Consider the following 20774-nt stretch of genomic DNA (forward strand, 5'->3'; position numbering starts at 1 on the left):
GACCCCGAACAAAATTCCTGGTTTTCAAAGACTTCCATAAAAACAAATTATTGCATAAAATTTGTTTTTTTATGCAATAATTTTTAACCTGTTAATGCAACCGGTTGCATTTTAATATTAGGCGGAAATGGAATATTAGTCATTATTAATTCCCATTAATGCTGAATAATACCAGGGACAACGCAACGGGTTGCGCTATCAGGGATTGTTGTTTAATGGATTATTAATAATCCTTCAAATAATAATTTGCATCATAAATTGGGGGACCAGATATGGAACAAAAATTACAATACGGAACAGGAATTAAAAATAACACGATTGTCCGTCACCGAATAAACCGCTTGCTGGTAACGGTCTTGGTAACTTTGATTTGCGGAACGGCCTACGGACAAACTGCAGAAGTCGCCGGTACCGTTACAGATTCGAATTCAGGTGAAGTTTTGCCGGGTGTGAATATTTCCGTTGCGGGGACGACCATTGGAACAACCACCAATGCAGAAGGTCGCTTCCGGTTGGAGGTTCCAAGCCTAAATGACACGCTTCGCTTTTCATTTATCGGATATGAATCGCAATCTCTTCCCATTAATGGTCGAACAACGATCGATGTACAACTGGTCCCTTCGGTTATCAGCGGTAGTGAAGTGGTCGTGGTAGGGTATGGTGAGCAGCAACGCAGTTCCCTTACCGGTTCTATTTCATCAGTATCTGCCGAAGAGCTGAACGAAGTGCCCGTGGGAAATATCCAGCAGTCTCTGCAGGGGAGAGTAGCCGGCATGACCGTACGGAATAACGGCGGACCGGGAGAGGATCCGATTGTCCAGATCCGGGGTATCAGCTCAATAAACTATGCCTCGGACCCCTTGTTTGTAGTCGATGGATTACCCACCGACATTTCGAATGTCAACAGTAACGATATAGCATCCATCGAAGTTCTGAAAGATGCCAGTGCAGCTGCCATTTACGGCTCCCGCGCAACGAATGGGGTTGTACTTGTAACGACGAAGAAGGGGAGCAGAGACAGCAGGCTTGCTGTCAGTTACGATTCGTATGCCGGTATAGAGTCCCCGTGGAAAGAAATTGATCTTCTTAACACCGATCAATACCTGGAATACGAGAGAGCACTGAATGGCGCTGCCGGGATATCAAGACCCCCGCGTCTGGAACCGGATAATTTTAATGAGCCGATATATGAGGGAGCATCCCAAACCTATGCTGAAACGAACACGGACTGGCAGGACGCCTATTTCAAAAACGGGCTGCTGACCAATCATCAGCTCTCGCTGAGCGGAGGCAATGATATTTCAAGCTTTTACCTCTCCGGCGGATATTTTAAACAAGAGGGAATTGCCGTGGGATTAAACCACCAGCGTGGAAATTTCAAACTCAACAGCCAGCATTACCTCAGTGATGTAGTTACTGTCGGCGAAAATTTTTCTCTGTCCTATTCCAAACAGCGGTTTGACGATACCGAGGGAAACCGGACCCGCCTGTTTCATCTGATCCGATCACTGCCGTACCTGCCGGTACGTGACCCTACCACCATGGGGGGCTTTCGGGAGGCGGAAAACAGTATTGATGGCGCTGATCCGGAAAGTCCGGTAAAAAATGCACGGCTGCTGGGACAGTCGTACAATGATGTTACCGAACTTTTAGGGACTATCTATCTGGATATGGATATCGCTCCCTGGCTCAATTTTCGATCCACCTTCGGAGTAAATTATTCCAACGGCTTTATCGATGAGTTCGATCCCATCTACGACAGTAAAGGGAACAGCTCCAACACGGCTATCATCAATAATGAGCGTAATGTGAATACAACGCTGCTTTTTACCCAGCAGTTGACCTATAATCAGACTTTTTTGGATAAGCATCACTTAAATGTGGTGGCCGTCTACGAACAGGAAGAGAGAGATAATTTTAATGAGATCTCTTCCGGCAACCATTCTACAAACAGTCTCAGAACGCTGGCCGGAGCCACGAATGTGGCCCATGAGACCATAGAAAGTGAAAGCAGGCTTCTTTCCTTTATTGGCCGGCTGAGCTACGAGTATGATGACAAATACCTGTTGAATCTCGCTATGCGCCGCGACGGACTGTCGATCTGGGCACCGGGAAATAAATGGGCTAATTTCCCCTCCGGTTCTGTAGGATGGAGAGTGGACCAGGAAGGATTTATGAAAGACCAGAGCCTGATATCGGAACTCAAAATACGAGGGGGATATGGCGTTACGGGCCTGAACGCTTCGCTGATCGGCGACAATTATCCCTGGCAGGTGTCGTTGCAAGCCAACGCGGCCACCTATCCCTTTAATAATGAGAACGATGTGGGCAATGCTTCCTACTTCCGCGAGCTGGGTAATATCGACCTGGAATGGGAGAAAACCGAACAATGGAACATCGGTGTGGACCTGGGCTTACTTTCTAACAGAATAACATTTACTGCCGATTATTACCAGCGATATACCGACAACCTGCTGCTGGAGGTACCGATCCCCACTTCCTTTGGGCTTAATGAAGGCGGTCAGGGGAACGGGGCCGGCGTTGGGGTACTGGCGAATGTAGGCGAAATGGAAAACAACGGACTTGATGTTCAGCTGGGTTATCACAACGTTGAGGGCGAATTCAACTGGGATATAACGGGACTCGTGAGCGTGGTGCGCAATGAGGTATTGAGCCTGGACACCCCGACGGCCGTGATCGGTGCGGGCGGCGACGTGGACTTCGGGGGAGGAGAAGACCTGACCCGGACCGAAGCCGGACATCCTATTCAATCTTTTTACGGCTATGTCGTTGACGGCATTTTCCAAAATCAACAAGAGGTTGAGAATGCCCCCACTCAGTCCGACGCTGCCCCCGGCGATCTGAAATTCAGGGATTTGAATGACGATGGCGTCATCAATGCGGATGACCGAAGGTATATCGGGAGCTATATTCCGGACTTCAGCTACTCGCTCAATTTTAATGCCTATTACAAAAGCTTTGACCTTTCTCTCTTTTTCCAGGGAGTACAGGGTAATGAGATATTTGACGGGGCCGGGATTGTCCGCCAGGGGATGGCCCGGTTGTTCGGAGCCGGTACGGCGGTACTGGACGCCTGGACACCTGAAAACAGGAATACGGATATCCCGAGGGCAATCAGCGGAGATCCGAATGGAAACAAGCGTCCCTCTACCCGGTGGATAGAAGACGGGTCGTATCTGCGGCTCAAAAATATACAGCTGGGATATAATATGCCGGTTTCCACACTGGATGCGGTATCCGGAGGTACAATCCGAAACCTGAGGTTGTATGTCGCAGCCTACAACCTGTTTACCTTTACCGGCTATCCCGGATGGGACCCGGAGATCGGTTCCCAAAACAATACCCTGACGAATGGAATTGACTATGGACAATACCCGGCCGCACGGTCATTCAGAATCGGTCTGCAGGTAGATCTATAGTGCTGAAAGGCCCTGTGGATGACCGCTATTTTCAAGTTCAAATTACCAATTTCAAAGTAATACCATTATGAAAGGTTATATCTCACATATATTATGGACCGTCAGTGTCTTGCTGATGGGGACAATGATTATTTCTTCCTGCGACACCGATCTGGATCTGACAAATCCGAGTTACCAAACGCCCGAAAACTATTTTCAGAATAGTGATGAGCTTCAGGCAGCTACCAATGCCATTTATTCAAACGTTTCGGCGGCACAGCTGTTTGCCAGAGAGTGGTTTTTTCTGCACGATCTCCGATCTGATGAAGTGGCCTCCGGCGGGGGACACCTGGAGGCGCCCCGGCGACAGCTTCTTATCGGGGCGGGGACCCCTACCAATAATGTGATGAACGACGTGTGGAATGGGTTGTATAATGTGATTAACCGGGCCAATGTCGTCATTCAAAATGCCTCGAATGTGGAAGATAATCCCTCACTCAGGGACCGCCTCGTAGGAGAGGCCCGGTTTCTTCGGGGATGGGCTTATTATGAACTGGCAAGCCTGTGGGGACCGGTTCCCATCTATACCGAAGTGATTAACAATCCCGAACAGTTTCAGCCCAGGGTCCCCGTGGAAAAGGTCTATTCACAGGCCGTTTCGGACCTGGAGGCTGCGGCGGCCGTTTTGCCGGAAACCTATCCGGATGAAGATCGGGGACGTGTTACCTGGGGAGCCGCCAAAGCCATGCTGGGCAGGGTGTTTATGCAGCAACTGGATTTTGAAACGGCTAAGAGTCATCTGCAGGAGGTGGTTGACTCGGGAATTTATTCACTGACGGATAACTATTTTGATAATTTCAAAGAGGAAACCGAATTTAATGAAGAATCCATATTCGAAGTGGTCTTTATCGATAAGGGAGATGATGCGTTTAACTGGGGATATACCGGGGATGGCGCCAATGACCCGCAATCAACGGCCCGTGCCCAGGAATATAACCCGGTAGCCTGGCGAAACCTGATTCCTTCGGCTACCTATGTCAACAACTTTGAATATGAACCGGCCGGTGCGGCCAAGACCGACCCCCGCCTGGGAATGTCGGTCTACAAAACCGGAGATACCTTTAACGGAGGCACGGAAGTGCTGACGGCCGATATGCAGAACGGCAATACTACGATGTTCCATGGGGAAGAAATAAAAATGAGCTGGCGAAAATACACGTTATTGTACAAGTTGAGCTCTGATGAGGCGGGAAATGTCTTCAGGGGCAATAACCACCGGGTGATCCGATACGCCGAAGTATTGCTCAATATGGCCGAATGTGAAAACGAAACCGGCAATATACCGGCGGCCCTGGATTATCTGAACCGGGTGCGCAACCGTGCGAGCGTAGATATGCCCGAGTATCCGACAGCACAGTACCCGGCGAATAATAAAATGGATGTTGTGGAGATTATCATGCATGAGCGGATGTCGGAACTCGGGGGAGAGGAGATCCGGAACCGGGATATCCTGCGATGGAGAGAGCTGGGTTATTTTGATGAAGATCCGCTTCCGTATTTTGAGGAGGGACGCGACGAGCTGCTGCCCATCCCGTCGACGGAAATTAATAACAATCCAGAGCTTGACGCCGAAGGAATTTCCCCGCAAAATCCGGGATATTAAGGCCCGAAACAACCTATGCCCCGGACATGATATGATGTATGCCGGGGCATACCTTTCTTCCCATAGCCTATGGAGAATTCATCCCGGGAAGGCAAGGGATCCATATTTCGGATCACTATGTCAGGTTCTTCGTTTTAGCTTTGGATGCTTCCGCCATATCCTGATGATACTGCCGGAGTTTTTCCGCAAGGCGGGAGTCATCCATACTCAGCATCCGGACGGCAAGCAGGCCTGCATTACCGGCCTTTCCTATGGCTACCGTTGCCACGGGCACTCCCGGGGGCATCTGAACAATGGAGTAGAGGCTGTCAATACCGCTCAGGGTACTTGTTTTAACAGGCACCCCAATTACCGGCAGGGTCGTATGAGCAGCGGTCATGCCCGGCAGATGGGCCGCCCCGCCGGCTCCGGCAATAATGACCCGGATACCGCGGCTTCGCGCCTCTTTCCCGTAGTTGGCCATCATATCGGGGGTTCGGTGGGCGGAAACTACTTTCTTTTCATAGGGGATGTCGAATTCTTCTAAGATATTGCAGGCTTCTTTCATGGTGGGCCAGTCGCTGTCGCTTCCCATGATGACCCCCACTTTTGCGGGTTGATTGTCACTCATTGTTGTAGTTTTTAATATGGATATTAGCTGTTTCTACGTTTTAGAATATCGTTCCCGGATCCCGGACCCCGGAATGACAGGAGCGAAGGAGCCGCTCTCATCGACCGGGAACTGATACCGCTGCAGGAAAGTTGGTATTTTAATGTTGAATGAGGAATAAAAGCTAATCCGGAATTCAACATCCTGCATCTCAAATTATATAGAAATTTCCTGTGTTACCTTCCGGGCCTTTTCGTACGTGGATTCCAGTTTCTCACCGAGGAGCGTATAGTGAGCCATCTTACGACCGGGTCTGCTATCCAGCTTCCCATAGATGTGCAGGTGTCCGTCAGATACCCGCAGGGCATCCAAAGCCTGATCTACTTGCGCATCGCGTTTGCTGTCCCCAAGCAGGTTGATCATCGCTACGGCCGGCCTGCGGAGCTTGGCGGATCCGAGGGGGAGTCCCAGCACGGCCCGAACATGATTTTCAAACTGGGAGGTTATGCAGCCTTCGATGGTATAATGTCCCGAGTTATGGGGTCGGGGAGCCGACTCATTGAGCAGCAGATTACCCTCCCGCGTCAGAAAGAATTCAAACGCAAAAAGGCCTTTTCCGTCAATGGCTTCCGCAGCCTGAGCGGCAATCCGCCGGGCCTCTTTTTGAATCGAAGGGTCAACCGGAGCCGGCGTTTTGAGGGCTACGCAGATATGATTCTCCTGTACCGTTTCGCAGCAGGGATAGACGACATGTCCCGTTTCGTTGCGTGCGACTTGTACGGCCAGTTCATGGGTGAAGGGGACAAAAGCTTCCGCAATAATATCACGTCCCTCATTACCACCCAGCCGGTCGAAGGCCGCACGCGCTTCTTCCAGATCGCGAACGGTTTCATTACCAAAGCCGTCATATCCCCCCTTGGATGACTTTAACAGGCAGGGCCAGCCATGGTCGGTCCCGAACGACTTCAGGTCTTCCTCATCTTCTACCAGAGCATATGGAGTCACTGCGATGCCTGCCTGCTCGAATGTCATTTTTTCAATAAGCTTGTTTTCAATAAGCGCAAAGGTTTGGGGAGAGGGATAGATGGGTGTTCCGCTTGCTTCCTGGGCGCGGGAGAGCACGTCCGAATCAATAAACTCGTTTTCCAGGGTAAGTACGTCGCACGAACGAGCAAAGGCCGAGAGGTCGTCGGCCGATTCGAAAGATCCCGTCTGTGAGTGAGGCGTCATAAACTGGACAGGTTCGTTCTCGGGACGGTCTGAAAAGACACCCACTTGGATACCGTATCGAAATGCTTGCAGCGCGGACATGCGTGCCAGCTGTCCTCCTCCCAAAAAACCAAGCCTGAAATTGGCCGATAAAGGATTTTTGCTCATGAATACACAATTTTGAATTTAAATTTTTATCCAGAACATAAGAATTATTCGGTTGGGAATTAAGTGTCTCCATAAAAGGAATGAGTAATTCCCGGTTCCGGATTCTTCATTTTGTCGAAAGAATCGTATTTTAACCCCAGATGATTTGGAAGTTAATAATTCAAAGTGACAGTTTAAGCATGGATATTGAAGCAAAGTTAGAGCAGGTTCGGGAACGATTTGAAGAAGTGACAGCGGCCATGAGCGATCCTGCGGTCTATGATGACCCTGACCGGTATACCGAATTGACGAAAGAGCACAGCGAACTGAAGCAGCTCGTTGAACTCTATGATGAATGGAAAGATATCGGCCGTCAGATTGAAGGGAACAACGAGCTCATAGAGGAAGGCGGAGATGCCGAAATAACGGAAATGGCCAAAGAGGAGATTAATGAGCTGAAACCCCGGCTCGAGCAGCTGGAAGAGGATATTAAGTTTAAGCTTATTCCCAAAGATCCGGATGATTCCAAGAATGTGATTGTTGAACTCCGGGCCGGGACGGGGGGAGATGAAGCGGCTATCTTTGTGGGTGATCTGTTTGACATGTACCGGCGCTATGCAGATAACATGGGCTGGAAACTCAACCTGTTAAGTATTAATGACTCTGTAAAGGGGGGCTATAAAGAACTCACTTTTGGGCTGGAAGGGGAGGAAGTATACGGCAAGATGAAGTACGAAAGCGGGGTGCACCGCGTGCAGCGGGTACCGGAAACCGAAACACAGGGACGGGTCCATACCTCCGCCGCCACGGTGGCTGTCCTGCCCGAAGCCGAAGAAGTTGATATTGAAATTAATTCGGCCGATCTCCGGATCGATACCTTTCGGGCAAGCGGGGCCGGGGGACAGCATGTAAACAAGACCGATTCGGCTATCCGTATCACCCATGAGCCTTCGGGAGTCGTCGTGGAATGCCAGCAGGAACGCTCGCAGCACCAGAATAAGGAAAAGGCGATGAAGATGCTGCGCTCCAAGCTGTATGAAAAAGAGGAGGAAAAACTCCGAAGAGCGCGCGATAAGGAGCGACAGAGCCAGATATCAACCGGTGATCGCAGCGCCAAGATTCGAACCTATAATTTCCCGCAAAGCAGGGTGACCGATCATCGAATTAATCTTACGCTCTATAACCTTGAGGATATTATGAAGGGAGATGTGGATGAGGTCATTGAAGCCCTCCGCGTACAGGATAACCTGGACAAGCTGAATGCAGTGATGGAAAATTAGCCGGGAAACCAGCAGCTTTCGATAGCGGGTAAATATCCGTCCTATCCAGGTTTAATTAAATAAACGATCTCTGGGCAGAGCCTGCCGGGTATTTAAAAGAAGCGTGTCTGCCGGGCTATAAAGCGTTCCCTCATAGTAAATCAATCAGTTAATAATCCGTGGGTCCCGCTTTCACCAGCTTTCCGCTTACCTCCTAAAAAAGTTATGCCGGAGAGGTTACTATTAAATTATTAGCATAGGCTCGGAAATACTTAAAAGATAAAATATAGGCAAAGTAGTCGGATGGACACTGATACTGCTTTGATTGCGCCCGGATACTCCCTCTGGGGGAGATACGGTATGGTATTCTTCCCCCGGAGATGGTCCGGCGTGAAAAATCCGTGGTTAGTGGGATGTATTTTTTTACGGGAGATTGGCCCTGAATACGGTAAGGAGGGAGTCCGCCTCCCTTATGAGGGGATTGTCACGATCGAAATGGAGTTCGAGGATTTCCAGACCGGCCGTGAATAAACTGTCAACCTGCCGGTACTTCTGGCTTTTCATAGCATACTTGGCCTGGTTGCAGAAAACTTTGCCGAGATTTGGATGTTGGGGACCGAAATTCCTTTTAAAGTTTGATATGGTTTGCTGTCCATATTCCATTGCCTGTGCGTAATCTTCGACTTCTGCGAAGATTTCAGCATAAGTCTTTGTCATGTAGCCATAGTATGGGTGGTCCTTTCCGTAGTTATCGCCAATGATGGAAATGGCCTGATCAATCTGCTTCCTGGCTTCTTCAAACCGCCCGGTAGCGGACAACGTTTTTGCATATTCCCGGATGGCGAGGGCATACCGGAAGTGTTCGGGACCGTGTTTCTGTTTGTTGATTTCGATAGATTTTTTGTTGTACTCGAACGCTTGTTCATAATCTTCCAGTTCGAAAGCGATGTTACCCAGCAGATGCAATGTCGATCCTACCAGCTGGTGTTCGGGTCCCAATGTCTGAACACGTATCGTATAGGCTTGTTCAGCCATTTTTTTTGCTTGTCCAAAGTCACTTATTGTTGCATACACAACGCCCATATTATGGTAGAGTCTTCCTATTTTCGGGTTGTTTTCCTCATAAATCTCTTGCTTGAGGGTCAGTGCCTTATCCAAATTGTCAAGAGCTTTCCGATGTTCACCCATATTCTTATAAGCACGTCCCCGGTTATTATACAAATCAGCCTGTAAGTCAAGCAGTGAAGGGTTCTTACCGGCAGTATTGTTAAGATTTTGTTCCGACTGAGCAAGTACTTGTAAGGCTTTTTCATACTGACCGTTTTCCAGCAGAAAATCACTGTAATTGAGCTGGTGGGCATAAAACGTTAAGGTGTTCGTTAACTGATGGGCCCGGAAAAGGGAATCCGTCAGGTTATAATAGCGTTCCGCTTCCCGGGTATTTCCCACATCCTCGTGCCATTCGGCATATTTTGTGCCGATAGCAATCGTCTTCTCGCTTTGTTCTGTAAGTGAATCCGTGACAAACGCCATCCCCTTTTCAAGCGTGATGCCCGCTTCCTCAATATCTCCCGTATTGATCTGGATGGAACCGATCGTGCCCAGGATGGTAGCTCGGTTAAAGGCGGACATCTCCTGCTGCTCGACATAATCGATACCGTGAAGCAGCGCATCACTGACCGTAATATCCTTGCCTACATTTTCACTGGGATTATTTAACTGTAATATAGACACTAAAAAGTTGGTGATTTCCTCGGCACGATCGGCCTGAAGCTGAGCATGGTTGCGTTCCTGAGCAATGCGCCAGGTATAAAAACCTGTAAGACTTACAAGTAGAAGGATGACGCCTGCAGCAATAGCCAATCCCTTTTTGTTGCGTTTAAAAAATTTAGACAGGCGATAGATGGTCGTTCCTTTCCGGGCATGAACCGGCAAATTATGTTGATAGTTATAAAGATCATCCAAAAACTCTGTCACCCCCCGGTATCGGTCTTCCGGATCTTTGCGTATCGCTTTGAGAACAATCGCATCCAAATCGCCCTCCAGTTTTTTCCGAAGTGTGCTGTCCGCTGTTTGAGTGCTGGGTTGAGGCGGTTCTTTCTTTAGGATTGTTTGCTCGATGGCATAATGGGAACGATCGTTAAATGCAAAGGGACCGGTACCCGCTAACAGCTCATAAAAAACAACTCCCAGCGCATAGATATCAGTGGAGGTCTTGTCCGGCTCCTGGCGGATTTGTTCTGGTGCAGCATATCGGGGAGTCAGCAAACGGGCTTCTTCGGTAGGCCGAGTTGAGCCGTTCTCATCTTTAAGCAGCTTTGAGATACCAAAATCCAGGATTTTAACGTTTCCGGAGTCGTCGATCAGGATGTTGTCAGGTTTAAGGTCGCGGTGAATAACCAGGTTTTCATGTGCGTAACGGACCGCCTCCAGTACCTGGGTAAAGAGAGATACGATCTCATCGATGGAGCACTTATTTATTCGGCAATGATCATCCATGGGCGTGCCATCCACATATTCCATGATAATATAGGGAAAGCCATCGGCCGTGATGCCACCGTCATAGAGTTGTGCTATGGCCGGATGATTCAACTGAGCTAAAATACGCTGCTCCTGCTCAAAACGATGGATATTGGTTTGGGTAGCCCGTTCCTCTCGTATAATCTTAATAGCGACCCGGTGCTCAAAGGAATCATCTGATCGCTGAGCAAGAAAAACAGCTCCCATGCCGCCTTTGCCAATCTGTTCTTTGATGGTATAGGAACCCACTTTTTGACCAATAAGAGTGTGTTGGGAGGATAGCTCTTTTACGTCATCTGATATATCGTTATAAAACTCTTCTTTATAATCCTTTGGGTCGTCCAGCCAGCCTTCAGAGTCAAAAATGGATTCCAGCAGCAGGGTTACTTCACTTTTAAGCCGCTCATTCCCCTTACATTGCTCAGTAATAAATGTGTCGCGTTGGCTTTCAGGCAGTTCAAGAGCACGGTCAATAATCGTTTCTATTTTTTCCCAGTTTTCTTCACCCATTGCTGTTAACCTCCTGCTTTTGAGTATAATGGTTAGTACGTAATAGCAGCTATTCCTGTTTGGCCGAATAATATTCGGCTTTTTCCGGTTTTCCCCATAATTGATATAGATTGGAGAGTGCCGAGGCTGCTTCCAGACTGCGCCAATCCTGATCGCCAAATTTTTCGCAAAATTGTTCATAGGCCTGCTCAACAACAGGAATGTTTTCCTCAAAGTTACCCTGCATTGCCCGGCTGACAGCTAATCCGCCCCTGGCGCTTATAACCTGCCAGTGATCTTGAGGCAGCTTTTGACTCAGAATATCATATCCTTCTTTCAGCAGTGATTCAGCCTCACGGGTGTGGAGCTGTTTGATTTTTAGTAACCCCAACCGAATGAGAGAAGAAGCAATATGATGGTGGTCCGGCGGAAAGAGCTCGCGACGCATCTCCAGTGCTATTTGATGCAGCGAATCAGCCTTGGGATAATTACCCATCTGCTGGTAGGTGAATGCCAGGTTGTTGTGGGCGCTGGCTAAATCAGGATGGAGGGTATCATTTACTTCCCTTTCGAGTTTCAGGCTTTGTTTATGCAGGTCTATGGCCTTTTCAAATTCTCCCTGGTCCCGATAAGCAATGGCTAAATTGCCTAAAGACACCGCAAGTGATTTTTTTTCCGTGGAATCGGCCAGGTCAATAGCTCTTTTGTAATACTCTTCAGTTTTAAGCAGCCGACCCTGCTCCCTGTAAATAGAGGCCAGCGAACCATAGAAAGGAGCCGCATAGTGGGTGTCGTCCCCGTATTTGTATTTGACAAGTTGCAGCGCTTCCATAAATGAAGCTTCCGCCTCTTGAAACCGTCCTGTTCGGTAATAAACCCTTCCGATTCTTCCGAGATTGCTGATGTAGGTTTGTCGGGCGCTTTCGGATTGCGAAGAGGAGTAAAGAGCAAGGGCGTCGCTCAGCAATTCTTCTCCTTTGTCAAAATTGCCGAGAGAAACATAGTTCTCGCCCAACAAACCCAGCAGCTCTGCCTTAACCTCGGGTTGACCATTCAGGCTTTGACGAATGTCTTCTGCACCCCTGTCAAGAACTTCGGCGAGCGTAATGTTCCGGTCGGGTTGAGAGAAGGGGTCCTGTTGCTGCAGGATGTCATTAAAAAGATTTTTGATCTCCGTTGCCCGTTCCGCTTCCCTTTGAGCGCTGTTTCTCTCTTCTGTTATGCGAGAGGTATGCAGTATGGTAAAACTGACAAGAAGAAGCAGGAATGCTGTCAGCGTAGCGATACCAAACATGTGACGTGAAAAAAATTTCCTGCTGCGATATTTAAAAGTATCGGCGTGGGCTGAAACCGGCAATCCCTGCTGATAGTTATGCAGATCCTCCAGAAACTCGTTAGCTACCCGGTAGCGCCGGTCGGGTTCTTTGCGGATGGATTTTAACGTTATAGCATCAAGATCGCCTTTTAGCTGTTTCTGAAGGGTGTGAGCGGAAACCCTGGTACTGGGTTTAGACGGTTCCTGCTTCAATATCGTTTGCTCCATCTCGTAACGGGAAAGCCGATCCAGATCAAAGGGATCTGTGCCGGACAGGAGCTTGTAAAATATAATACCGAGAGCATAAAGATCGGTAGCTGTTGTAATATTCGACTGCGTAATCTGTTCCGGAGCTGCGTACCTGGGCGTCAGCAACCGTGCACCGGTCTGTGTAAGCGTGGCAGCTGTTTCCTCTTCCTCCAGCAGCTTGGAAATACCAAAATCCAGGATCTTTACATTGCCATTTTTATTAACCAGGATATTGCCCGGTTTGAGGTCGCGGTGAATGACTAAATTTTCATGGGCATGACGAACCGCTTCAAGCACTTGTTGGAACAGGAGAACCTTTTGTTCCGCAGAGTAATTGTGCTTTCGGCAATACCTGTCTATGGGAATGCCCTCAACATATTCCATAATCAGATAGGGATAGCCATCTTCAGTAACGCCTCCGTCGAAAAGTTTAGCAATTCCCGGGTGGTTGAGTCCGGCCAGAATATTACGCTCTCGCTGAAACCGGCGGATGTTTTCGCGGGTAGCCTTCCCGTGCTGAATAATTTTTATCGCAACACGATGTTGAAACTGTCCGTCTCTGCGTTCAGCAAGATAAACGGATCCCATCCCGCCCGCCCCGATTTGCTTTTTGATGGTATAAGAACCGACGGATTGTCCTATAAGGGAAGGGCCGGGAGAGAGTACTTCCATATCCGTTGATATTTCTTTGTAGAAATCTTGTTTGTAATCCTGAGGATTTTCAAGCCACCCTTCGGAATGGAAAATAGACTCTAACAGGGAGGTTACTTCCCCTTTAAGCTTTAGGTTGTCCCCGCACTGTTCTTTTATAAAGGTATTGCGCTTTTCTTCCGGCAGTTCCAATACTATGTCAATAATGGTTTCAACTTTTTCCCAGTTGAGATCAGTCATAAAGTTTTAATTTTGTAATCCGCCCAAAAGGTCGAATGATAGTTGCAGCCCGGAGACTATGATAGCTTGACATGTATGGAGCTCGCGTGCCCTCTGAGGCCCCAAAGGGTTCCGGAAAGAAATTTTGCTTAGAAGCACTTCCATGATTTGAGATGAGAAATGCAGATTACGTTTGCCTGCGGTTGCAAAATGAGTGTCCACTATATATTCCAGCCAAAGTATCAAAAGTATGGATTATACAGTCCCATCTACATATACGCAATATGGTCAAGAAATGGCTCACTTAACCTCAAACTGCCCTTTAAGTTCTTTATAAAGCCAACCCCGTGCTTTCATCCAGTCTCTCTTTACGGTGCTTTCTGATACATCCAGGGCTTCAGCCGTTTCCTGAATGGTCATTTCCCCGAAAAATCGCATCTCGACGACCTTGGTGAGACGTTCATTTAATTTTTCCAGTTCATTGAGTGCCGCATCTATATCAATAAGTTCCTGGGCTTTTTTATCCTGACCTTCAAAAAGTTCATCAATAAAGGTCAGATCCTTCTTTTTTCCACCCCGTTTTTTTGCATTTTTTTTACGGGCATAGTCAATAAGTATTTGACGCATGCAACGGGAAGAAATAGCCAGAAAATGACTCTTATCCTTGAAGTCGAGCTGCGTCTGATCAATCATTTTGAGATAGGTTTCATGGACCAGTTCAGTCTTGGACAACGTGTGATCCGGCGACTGTTTGCTCATTTGCACATAGGCTAATTTTTTCATCTCCTCATAAATAAGGGGATAGAGCTGGTCATAAATACCGTTCTCTCCCTTCTTAAGGCGGATTAATAGCTGCGTTACCTCAGATTGTTCCATCCTTCAAGTACTAATTGTTTAATCCTAAATGACCTAATTCTGTTTGATATTTCGTATACACATATGGGCGTGTTATGCATCTATCTTTTTTAAAAAAGAGATTCTGCCAAAAACATCCAATGCAATACTGGCTTAATTCTCAAAGTACTTGTCTTTTTATGTAAAGCCAATAATAAAGAGAGAATCCCGGGTATTTGTCATATTGCCCTGAGCCGCCCAAAAGACCAAAAATGGTACACAGATTTTGAAGATCCGCTTTTCACTTCTAATCAAACATAGTATTTAAGTCAATCTGTTGCAATAGCTTATCCTGTTAAATTTATGACCGTATCGAATTCGTCAGCAACAGAGTCGGGCTGAAAATATCTCGCGATTACCTCGAATTATTTACCCATGTATGGGAAATATCCTTATAATTGGGACTATTGGAAGTGGAGCGCTCTGCGAGATAATCTTCTATGAATATGAATTGGGATAAGAAGTTTTTTACAAAACCATATTTTGTACAATCTCTGCATTCTCTCGCATTCAAGATCCTCATATATGCCTTGTATGCTACGGCGGTTTTGAATGCGTTCAGGGGTTGATATTGATCAAAATCCCTGGTTTTTCAAAGGCCTCCAAAAAAACTTAGGTGTTATGATACGGCAGGAAAGCTCTCCTAAAGGCCAAAAATACGATTAACATTAAAACCGAAACGGAAATCTCCGGCCCAGAATTGATTATCGTTGTTTGCCAGGACATATTGTTCAAGATGCCATTCGGATGAAGTAAAGAAGAGTTGAAAAACATGTCCCCCTGTCTGAATATTCAGTCCCAGGGAAAAAGCATTGTTTGTCCCTTCCACGCGATCTCCTACGACGGGGTAGTACTCGGCGGTGAGTGCAAAACGGTTGGAAAGCTGGACGGAAGAGCCGATGCCGAGGGAAAACAGGTCATATGTTCCTGTTGTGTTCAGATAGTTGAAATGAGCATACATCGGGTTGACCTGCAGGCTGAAGGTATCATTGAATTTGCGGGAAATGACAACGGAAGCCTGTGTGCTGATATCATCCTCCAACGGACGGCGGTTTTCCTGGGTTACAATGCCCAGATCCCCTTTTAAGGAAATGCTTACCGGTGTCTTGTCAGATTTATCCTGCTGAAAGAGAGCATATTTGGTCCTAATATCTACCACATTGAGCTGTGATGACCGGCCGACCCCCACCGACCAGCGGTCGGTCAGACCTAAATCGAGACCGAGGCGGACATTTTGCACGTTGTCGAAGCCGAAGAAATCACGTACAACATTGCTGGTAGCAATGCCAAAGCTGTGCATGATCGTTACGTTTAGATTACGGGCTGCGAGATGGTGGGTTGTTGCCTGTGTTATCAGGGTGGGAGTCCAGAAGGCGTCGACTTTTGGATTGACCACTGACCGTTCTCTCTCCATTTGTGCCAGTACCGCAGAGACTGTTATTAGATGCAGCAGAATAATCAAAATGGAAGTTTTGGCAATGTGCATATCACTAGTGATTTATGATTCGTTAAATAGTTGTTACTGCGATTTTGATACTCGAACGGTAGCACGGGCAGCTGCCGTACGAACGGATTATTTCAGCCATATATAGCTGTTTCATCTTTGCTGGTTGTTACCTGTGGGTTCGAATCATGGGCATATAATAACCATTGTATTTTAATTGGATGACTGCGGGGGCAAGGTTGCCGATATAGATATCGGAATCTCTTCACTCACCCGGTAGAAGAGAATACCCGGGGGCTCAATATCATAATCTTCCATATTAATGGTCCACGAAGCGGTTACTTTCAGTCCTTCTGCCGACTTTTGAAGGCTGCCGTCAATGGAGACCTGATTCGTTACCCCGTGCACGCTGAAGTCACCTTCTACCGTAACCTCCTGGGGACTCGCTGAATCCGGATCAAAAGGGGTGGCCAGCTTCCCAAAAAACTCAGCAAAAGGATGCTGTTCGGCTTCGAGGGTTTCGAGCATATCTCTGTCCCGTTTTGCGATGCCGGTCTCTATGGTGTGCACATCGAGGTAGAAATCGACGGTCGAATCGGGCAGATTGATTTTACCCACCAGCTGGTCCGATCTGCCGGTAAAAGTGTGCAGCGGCACGGAGGAATCAAACTCGGCGTGCCCGTTTTCTGTGAAGTAGACCTGGCCGTAGCCTTCTGCTGGGATTCCCAGCAAGACGGCGCCGACAACGATCAACAGCCAGCCCTGTATTGTTCGTGTTATTCCGTAGTTCATACCTGCTATTTCAGCCTTAATTATTGGGTGCGCCATCGGCAATCCAGTCCCGGATAAGCGATATCTCATCGCTGGTAAGGGGAGTACGGTTTTGGGGCATGCGATCCCCCTGTGTGGGATTTTCTTCGATTTTGTCGACAAGGGGACTATTGTCCGGTTCTCCCTCCACCACGACTGCTCCCCCGTACTGCTGGCCACTGCTGTTCATAACATTGTCGTAGCCGTCCAGCCGCACGCCGCTTCGTTCTTGCCCGATGTGACAGTCTCCACAATTATCGGAAAATATTTCCTGGACGTTGGTAAACGTAGGCTCAAGGGGCTCACCGTTTCCATTTCCATTTCCGTTTCCATTCCCGTTCCCGGGACCGGTACTGCTGTCGCCGCAGGAGGTCAGCAGGAGCCCGAATGAGCACAGAAGGGTTAGAAACAGGTTGTGTTGCTTCAGCAGGAAAGTGCTTTTGGGTCGAAGGTTATCTGTACGTGGTTTCATAACTGGTAGTTTTGGGTTGGGGTATGCAAATTAACGATTAACAGGTATTAGTGACCGGTTGCGATTTGCAAGAGGGCGGATCGGTGCTGTTGTCACCGCAGCCGGCCGACAGGCCCGCAATAAACACAAACACAAGAAAGGATCGGATAATACAATTGTAGGGTTTCATAACCGTTGAGTTTGGGTGTTAAAGTTATTGGCGGCAAAGTTATTTCATTCGTAGCTTCTTGATTTTCAATAGAGGGTATAGTTCAGGGAAATAAAACTGCCCATTGAATACAGTTTGACATTGCCCCATCCCACTTCTCTCACCGGCAGCTTCAGAAATGGTTCAACTTGCAGGCTTAGACGGGGGTTGAGGTCAATGGCATAGCCCACAGAGAGGCTGGCATTGCTCATCCAGTGGCGAGTACCCGTTTTGCCGCTCCACTGCCGAACCGGATCGCTCTCAGAATGTTCATAGCCATAATCAAAACGATACTCTTCGTTGAGCATGATATAGGAGTTAAAGCCCGCCGTAGCATAGAAACGGGAGCGCTCCAGCTGCCAGAATTCGTATTTTAAACTCACGGGGATATCCAGGATGATACATCGGGCAGAAGTTTGGTCCGGCACCGTGTCGTACGACCAAAAACCGCCGGGAGGATGGTATTCGCTGCCGTCAGCGACGTAGTTTACCGAGGCTCGCATAAGGCCGCCCCGTATGCTGAGATCTGACCTCAAGCGGTATTCGAGCAGCAATCCCAGGTTGTAGCCGGGCTGATCGAAATCAGACAAGGCACCGACCGTACTCAGATCGGGTCCCGCCACAAGACCTATAAACGCCCTGGAAACAGATGCGGGCGGCTGCCTGCGTTCTTGTCCCCCGGAAACATCAGCTGTGGACGATGTTTCCCGTGCAGCCATTGCTTCCTGCATAGCTTTTGTTGTGCGGGATGAGGGTATGGTTGCTTGTTCCTTTTGCCCGGAGACTGAATCAGAGAGTCGGCATGCTGCACAGGAGAGCTCTTCGGCGGATATGCGGGAGATGGCATCGTCAGATACGGTCCACTCCGAGACTTCCGGGCCACTATCCGTTTCATCGTCATCAACTCCTCCGGTGCTTTCTCGTTCGGTAATGGAAGGCCGGGGCTCTTCCGGCGTTATGGCACCGTTTTCCGAGGTGCCGGATGACGATTCTGAATACCCGCCGGCATCTTCATTATCACCGTTCTGTCGGTTTTCCTGCGAATCTTGCTGCTCAGCAGGAAGGTCCTCCCTGTTTTCCTGCTCTTCTGTGTCTACCGCCTGCTGTTCGCTCAGTTGTTCGTTTATCCTGTTAATATCCTGGTAGTTCTGATATACGGCATATCCCAGCAGGGAGAAGAGAAACAATACGACCGCCGCGATGATCCATCGTTTTTTTTGAGCGGCGTGCTGTCGATCCTGCCGGTCTAACTTTTTCTCAAGCTGCAGCCAGTCCTCTTCCCGGTATGAGATATCATATTCTTCAGCTTTTTCCCTGAAGAGATGTTCAATCGGATCTTCGTTATGATTCTTGTTTTCAGGCATAATGACGGATTAAATAAAATTTTTCTGTAGGATAGCCTGTAAATTATTTTTCGCTTTAGACAAGTTGGACTTTGAGGTCCCAATAGAAATATCAAGCATTTCTGCTATCTCTTTGTGCTTAAAGCCCTCTATCACATGAAGATTAAAGACCGTTCGGTATGCAGGCGAAAGCTGTTGAACCATGTCGATGATTTCTTCGTAAGAAATACTGCTGATAATCGTTTCCCGGCTGTCCATTTTATTGCGTGCTGCTTCCAACTGTTCTAATTTCAACTCGTTTTCATGTTTGTGAAAGTGATTAATAGCGGTGTTGATAATGATCTGTCTCAACCATGGCTTAAAGGGCCGCTTCATATTATAGCTATCGATACCCGTAAAGACTTTCATAAAAGCGTCATTAAGAATGAGCGCCGCCTGATCCCTGGAATCGGCATACCGCAGCGTAATACTCATACCATAGGCATAGAACATTTTGTAAAGCTTTTTCTGGCTTGCCCGATGCCGTTTTTGACATCCCTTTATGATTTCCCTAATCAAGATCGCTTGTTTTTAATGAGTAGATTGCATTTTGCACCCATTTTCTACTTCCTTCTACTTTACTATACAAGATTTAAGAGGACAGGGTTGCCTCCGGATCCAGTTTTTTTCTGAGAAAATAATCCAGGCCACCGTCCAACTGCTCACAAATTATGATCACGGGAATGTATTTTTAGAAGGTTTTGCAAAGGTTTCTTTTTATTTGCCTGGCCAATTGAATTACCTCTTTCGGTTATAGAGGCAGTCAAAAGATTACCTGTGAAATGGCAGTCGCTACGGAATCTCTTTCCCGGAGAGGTATACCGAGAGGCGTACTCCGGCTGGACTTTCTACTCTCCAGTATCAACAGTACTTGTCAACTTGGATAATTTGAGATTGAGAAGGGCTTTAATAAAATAAAAAGCTCTCAACCGGTCAAAGTTGAGAGCTTATTCTTTAGGGCATTTTGGACATAAGAAATGTCCAAAGTATTGCTTTATAATAGCTAATACGATTTAAAATCAAAAAAGTTACAATAAATCCTGAAATAAAATATTTATCCTTCAGAATTGTTATTCATGGTCAACAGATGGTATATTTCGCGTGAATTTTTTAATACAACAATCCTTATGAGAACAGGAAATCCTACGCTTACCACGAAAACCTTTCAACAGGCTGGTCGGGCTGTCTCCGGGGAGGAGGCTATGACCGTCAGCGGAACGATCAATAAAACGGCTGCTTTATTTCTGATCCTACTGCTGGGGGCTTCCATCAGCTGGTACCAACCCCTGCCGTTGTTTATATGGGGTGGAGCGATCGGTGGTTTTATCGTAGCTATGGTTACGATCTTTAAAAAACAGTGGTCCCCCGTAACGGCCCCGGTTTATGCCGGGTTGGAAGGGTTATTCCTGGGAGGCATCTCCCTGCAGTACGCTAACATGTATAACGGTATTGTCTTTAATGCCGTATTATTGACGATCGGTGTATTTGCCGCTATGCTCATGATTTATCGGTCGGGTTTAATCAAGGTTACCCAGCAATTCAGAATGGGGGTTGTAGCAGCCACGGGAGGTATATTCCTGGTCTACCTGGCAAGTATTGTGCTGGGTTTCTTCGGCATCAATATCGGTTTAATTCATGGTAATGGATTTATGGGTATCGGCTTTAGCTTAATTATCGTGGGGGTTGCTGCACTTAACCTTGTGCTTGATTTTGATATGATTGAGCAAGGCGCCGGGTCTGATGCCCCGAAGTATTTTGAATGGTATGCTTCCTTTGGACTCATGATCACGCTGGTGTGGCTGTATATTGAGATTCTTCGCCTTCTCTCCAAATTACAGCGTAGATAGAAAGATCGA

At 47.6% G+C, this 20774-nt stretch carries 14 protein-coding genes; 4 read left to right on the forward strand and 10 right to left on the reverse strand.

The window, feature by feature from the left end:
* Positions 1–272: 272 nt before the first annotated feature.
* Together BUB16_RS00805 and BUB16_RS00810 are read left to right on the forward strand one after the other, a co-directional pair.
* The gene (locus BUB16_RS00805) at positions 273–3440 is read left to right on the forward strand and encodes a SusC/RagA family TonB-linked outer membrane protein (protein WP_084087930.1); all 3168 of its coding nucleotides are present in this window, start codon (positions 273–275) and stop codon (positions 3438–3440) included.
* 67 nt (positions 3441–3507) lie between these two features.
* The gene (locus tag BUB16_RS00810; RefSeq protein ID WP_073058915.1) at positions 3508–5082 is read left to right on the forward strand and encodes a RagB/SusD family nutrient uptake outer membrane protein; all 1575 of its coding nucleotides are present in this window, start codon (positions 3508–3510) and stop codon (positions 5080–5082) included.
* Between the two features lie 115 nt (positions 5083–5197).
* Here the strand turns inward: BUB16_RS00810 and purE are convergent, their stop codons facing one another.
* A complete protein-coding gene (gene purE, locus BUB16_RS00815) occupies positions 5198–5692 on the reverse strand; it encodes a 5-(carboxyamino)imidazole ribonucleotide mutase (RefSeq protein ID WP_073058916.1) in 495 nt (164 codons plus the stop codon).
* A gap of 195 nt (positions 5693–5887) precedes the next feature.
* Entirely contained in the window at positions 5888–7048 is a 1161-nt protein-coding gene (locus BUB16_RS00820) for a 5-(carboxyamino)imidazole ribonucleotide synthase (RefSeq protein WP_073058917.1), read from the reverse strand.
* A 185-nt stretch (positions 7049–7233) separates the two neighbouring features.
* On the opposite strand from BUB16_RS00820, the gene prfA reads away from it, so the two are divergent.
* Positions 7234–8307 carry a peptide chain release factor 1 gene (gene prfA, locus BUB16_RS00825; RefSeq protein ID WP_434083884.1) on the forward strand — a complete coding sequence of 358 codons (1074 nt, stop codon included), beginning with the start codon at positions 7234–7236 and terminating at the stop codon, positions 8305–8307.
* 402 nt (positions 8308–8709) lie between these two features.
* On the opposite strand, the gene BUB16_RS00830 is transcribed toward prfA, so the two are convergent.
* The 8 genes from BUB16_RS00830 to BUB16_RS00865 form a co-directional block, all read right to left on the reverse strand.
* A complete protein-coding gene (locus BUB16_RS00830; protein ID WP_073058919.1) occupies positions 8710–11316 on the reverse strand; it encodes a serine/threonine-protein kinase in 2607 nt (868 codons plus the stop codon).
* A gap of 49 nt (positions 11317–11365) precedes the next feature.
* Positions 11366–13750 (reverse strand): protein kinase domain-containing protein, encoded by a 2385-nt coding sequence (locus BUB16_RS00835; protein ID WP_073058920.1) that lies wholly within the window; start codon positions 13748–13750, stop codon positions 11366–11368.
* Between the two features lie 279 nt (positions 13751–14029).
* Complete coding sequence (locus BUB16_RS00840; protein WP_073058921.1) at positions 14030–14605, reverse strand: sigma-70 family RNA polymerase sigma factor; 576 nt, start codon at positions 14603–14605, stop codon at positions 14030–14032.
* Between the two features lie 661 nt (positions 14606–15266).
* Positions 15267–16109 (reverse strand): DUF5777 family beta-barrel protein, encoded by an 843-nt coding sequence (locus BUB16_RS00845; RefSeq protein WP_073058922.1) that lies wholly within the window; start codon positions 16107–16109, stop codon positions 15267–15269.
* A 171-nt stretch (positions 16110–16280) separates the two neighbouring features.
* The gene (locus BUB16_RS00850; protein WP_139240130.1) at positions 16281–16859 is read right to left on the reverse strand and encodes a YceI family protein; all 579 of its coding nucleotides are present in this window, start codon (positions 16857–16859) and stop codon (positions 16281–16283) included.
* Positions 16860–16875: 16 nt separating this feature from the next.
* Complete coding sequence (locus BUB16_RS00855; protein ID WP_073058923.1) at positions 16876–17349, reverse strand: c-type cytochrome domain-containing protein; 474 nt, start codon at positions 17347–17349, stop codon at positions 16876–16878.
* A gap of 234 nt (positions 17350–17583) precedes the next feature.
* Positions 17584–18900, reverse strand: coding sequence for a hypothetical protein (locus tag BUB16_RS00860; RefSeq protein ID WP_073058924.1), 1317 nt, complete (start codon positions 18898–18900; stop codon positions 17584–17586).
* 9 nt (positions 18901–18909) lie between these two features.
* Positions 18910–19437: an RNA polymerase sigma factor gene (locus tag BUB16_RS00865; protein WP_280173636.1), complete on the reverse strand. Its 528-nt coding sequence runs from the start codon at positions 19435–19437 to the stop codon at positions 18910–18912.
* A 608-nt stretch (positions 19438–20045) separates the two neighbouring features.
* On the opposite strand from BUB16_RS00865, the gene BUB16_RS00870 reads away from it, so the two are divergent.
* On the forward strand, positions 20046–20765 hold the full coding sequence (locus tag BUB16_RS00870) for a Bax inhibitor-1/YccA family protein (protein ID WP_073059141.1): 720 nt from the start codon (positions 20046–20048) through the stop codon (positions 20763–20765).
* Positions 20766–20774 lie beyond the last annotated feature (9 nt).

The organism is Fodinibius roseus (assembly GCF_900129315.1).
In the GTDB taxonomy this organism is placed as follows: Bacteria; Bacteroidota; Rhodothermia; order Balneolales; family Balneolaceae; genus Fodinibius; species Fodinibius roseus.

Coding starts and splice junctions, on each gene's coding strand:
- BUB16_RS00830 (WP_073058919.1), bottom strand. CDS start 11,316: ATGGGTGAAGAAAACTGGGAAAAAATAGAAACGATTATTGACCGTGCT.
- BUB16_RS00870 (WP_073059141.1), top strand. CDS start 20,046: ATGAGAACAGGAAATCCTACGCTTACCACGAAAACCTTTCAACAGGCT.
- BUB16_RS00820 (WP_073058917.1), bottom strand. CDS start 7,048: ATGAGCAAAAATCCTTTATCGGCCAATTTCAGGCTTGGTTTTTTGGGA.
- BUB16_RS00860 (WP_073058924.1), bottom strand. CDS start 18,900: ATGCCTGAAAACAAGAATCATAACGAAGATCCGATTGAACATCTCTTC.
- BUB16_RS00810 (WP_073058915.1), top strand. CDS start 3,508: ATGAAAGGTTATATCTCACATATATTATGGACCGTCAGTGTCTTGCTG.
- BUB16_RS00805 (WP_084087930.1), top strand. CDS start 273: ATGGAACAAAAATTACAATACGGAACAGGAATTAAAAATAACACGATT.
- BUB16_RS00840 (WP_073058921.1), bottom strand. CDS start 14,605: ATGGAACAATCTGAGGTAACGCAGCTATTAATCCGCCTTAAGAAGGGA.
- BUB16_RS00845 (WP_073058922.1), bottom strand. CDS start 16,109: ATGCACATTGCCAAAACTTCCATTTTGATTATTCTGCTGCATCTAATA.
- purE (WP_073058916.1), bottom strand. CDS start 5,692: ATGAGTGACAATCAACCCGCAAAAGTGGGGGTCATCATGGGAAGCGAC.
- BUB16_RS00835 (WP_073058920.1), bottom strand. CDS start 13,750: ATGACTGATCTCAACTGGGAAAAAGTTGAAACCATTATTGACATAGTA.
- BUB16_RS00850 (WP_139240130.1), bottom strand. CDS start 16,859: ATGAACTACGGAATAACACGAACAATACAGGGCTGGCTGTTGATCGTT.
- BUB16_RS00855 (WP_073058923.1), bottom strand. CDS start 17,349: ATGAAACCACGTACAGATAACCTTCGACCCAAAAGCACTTTCCTGCTG.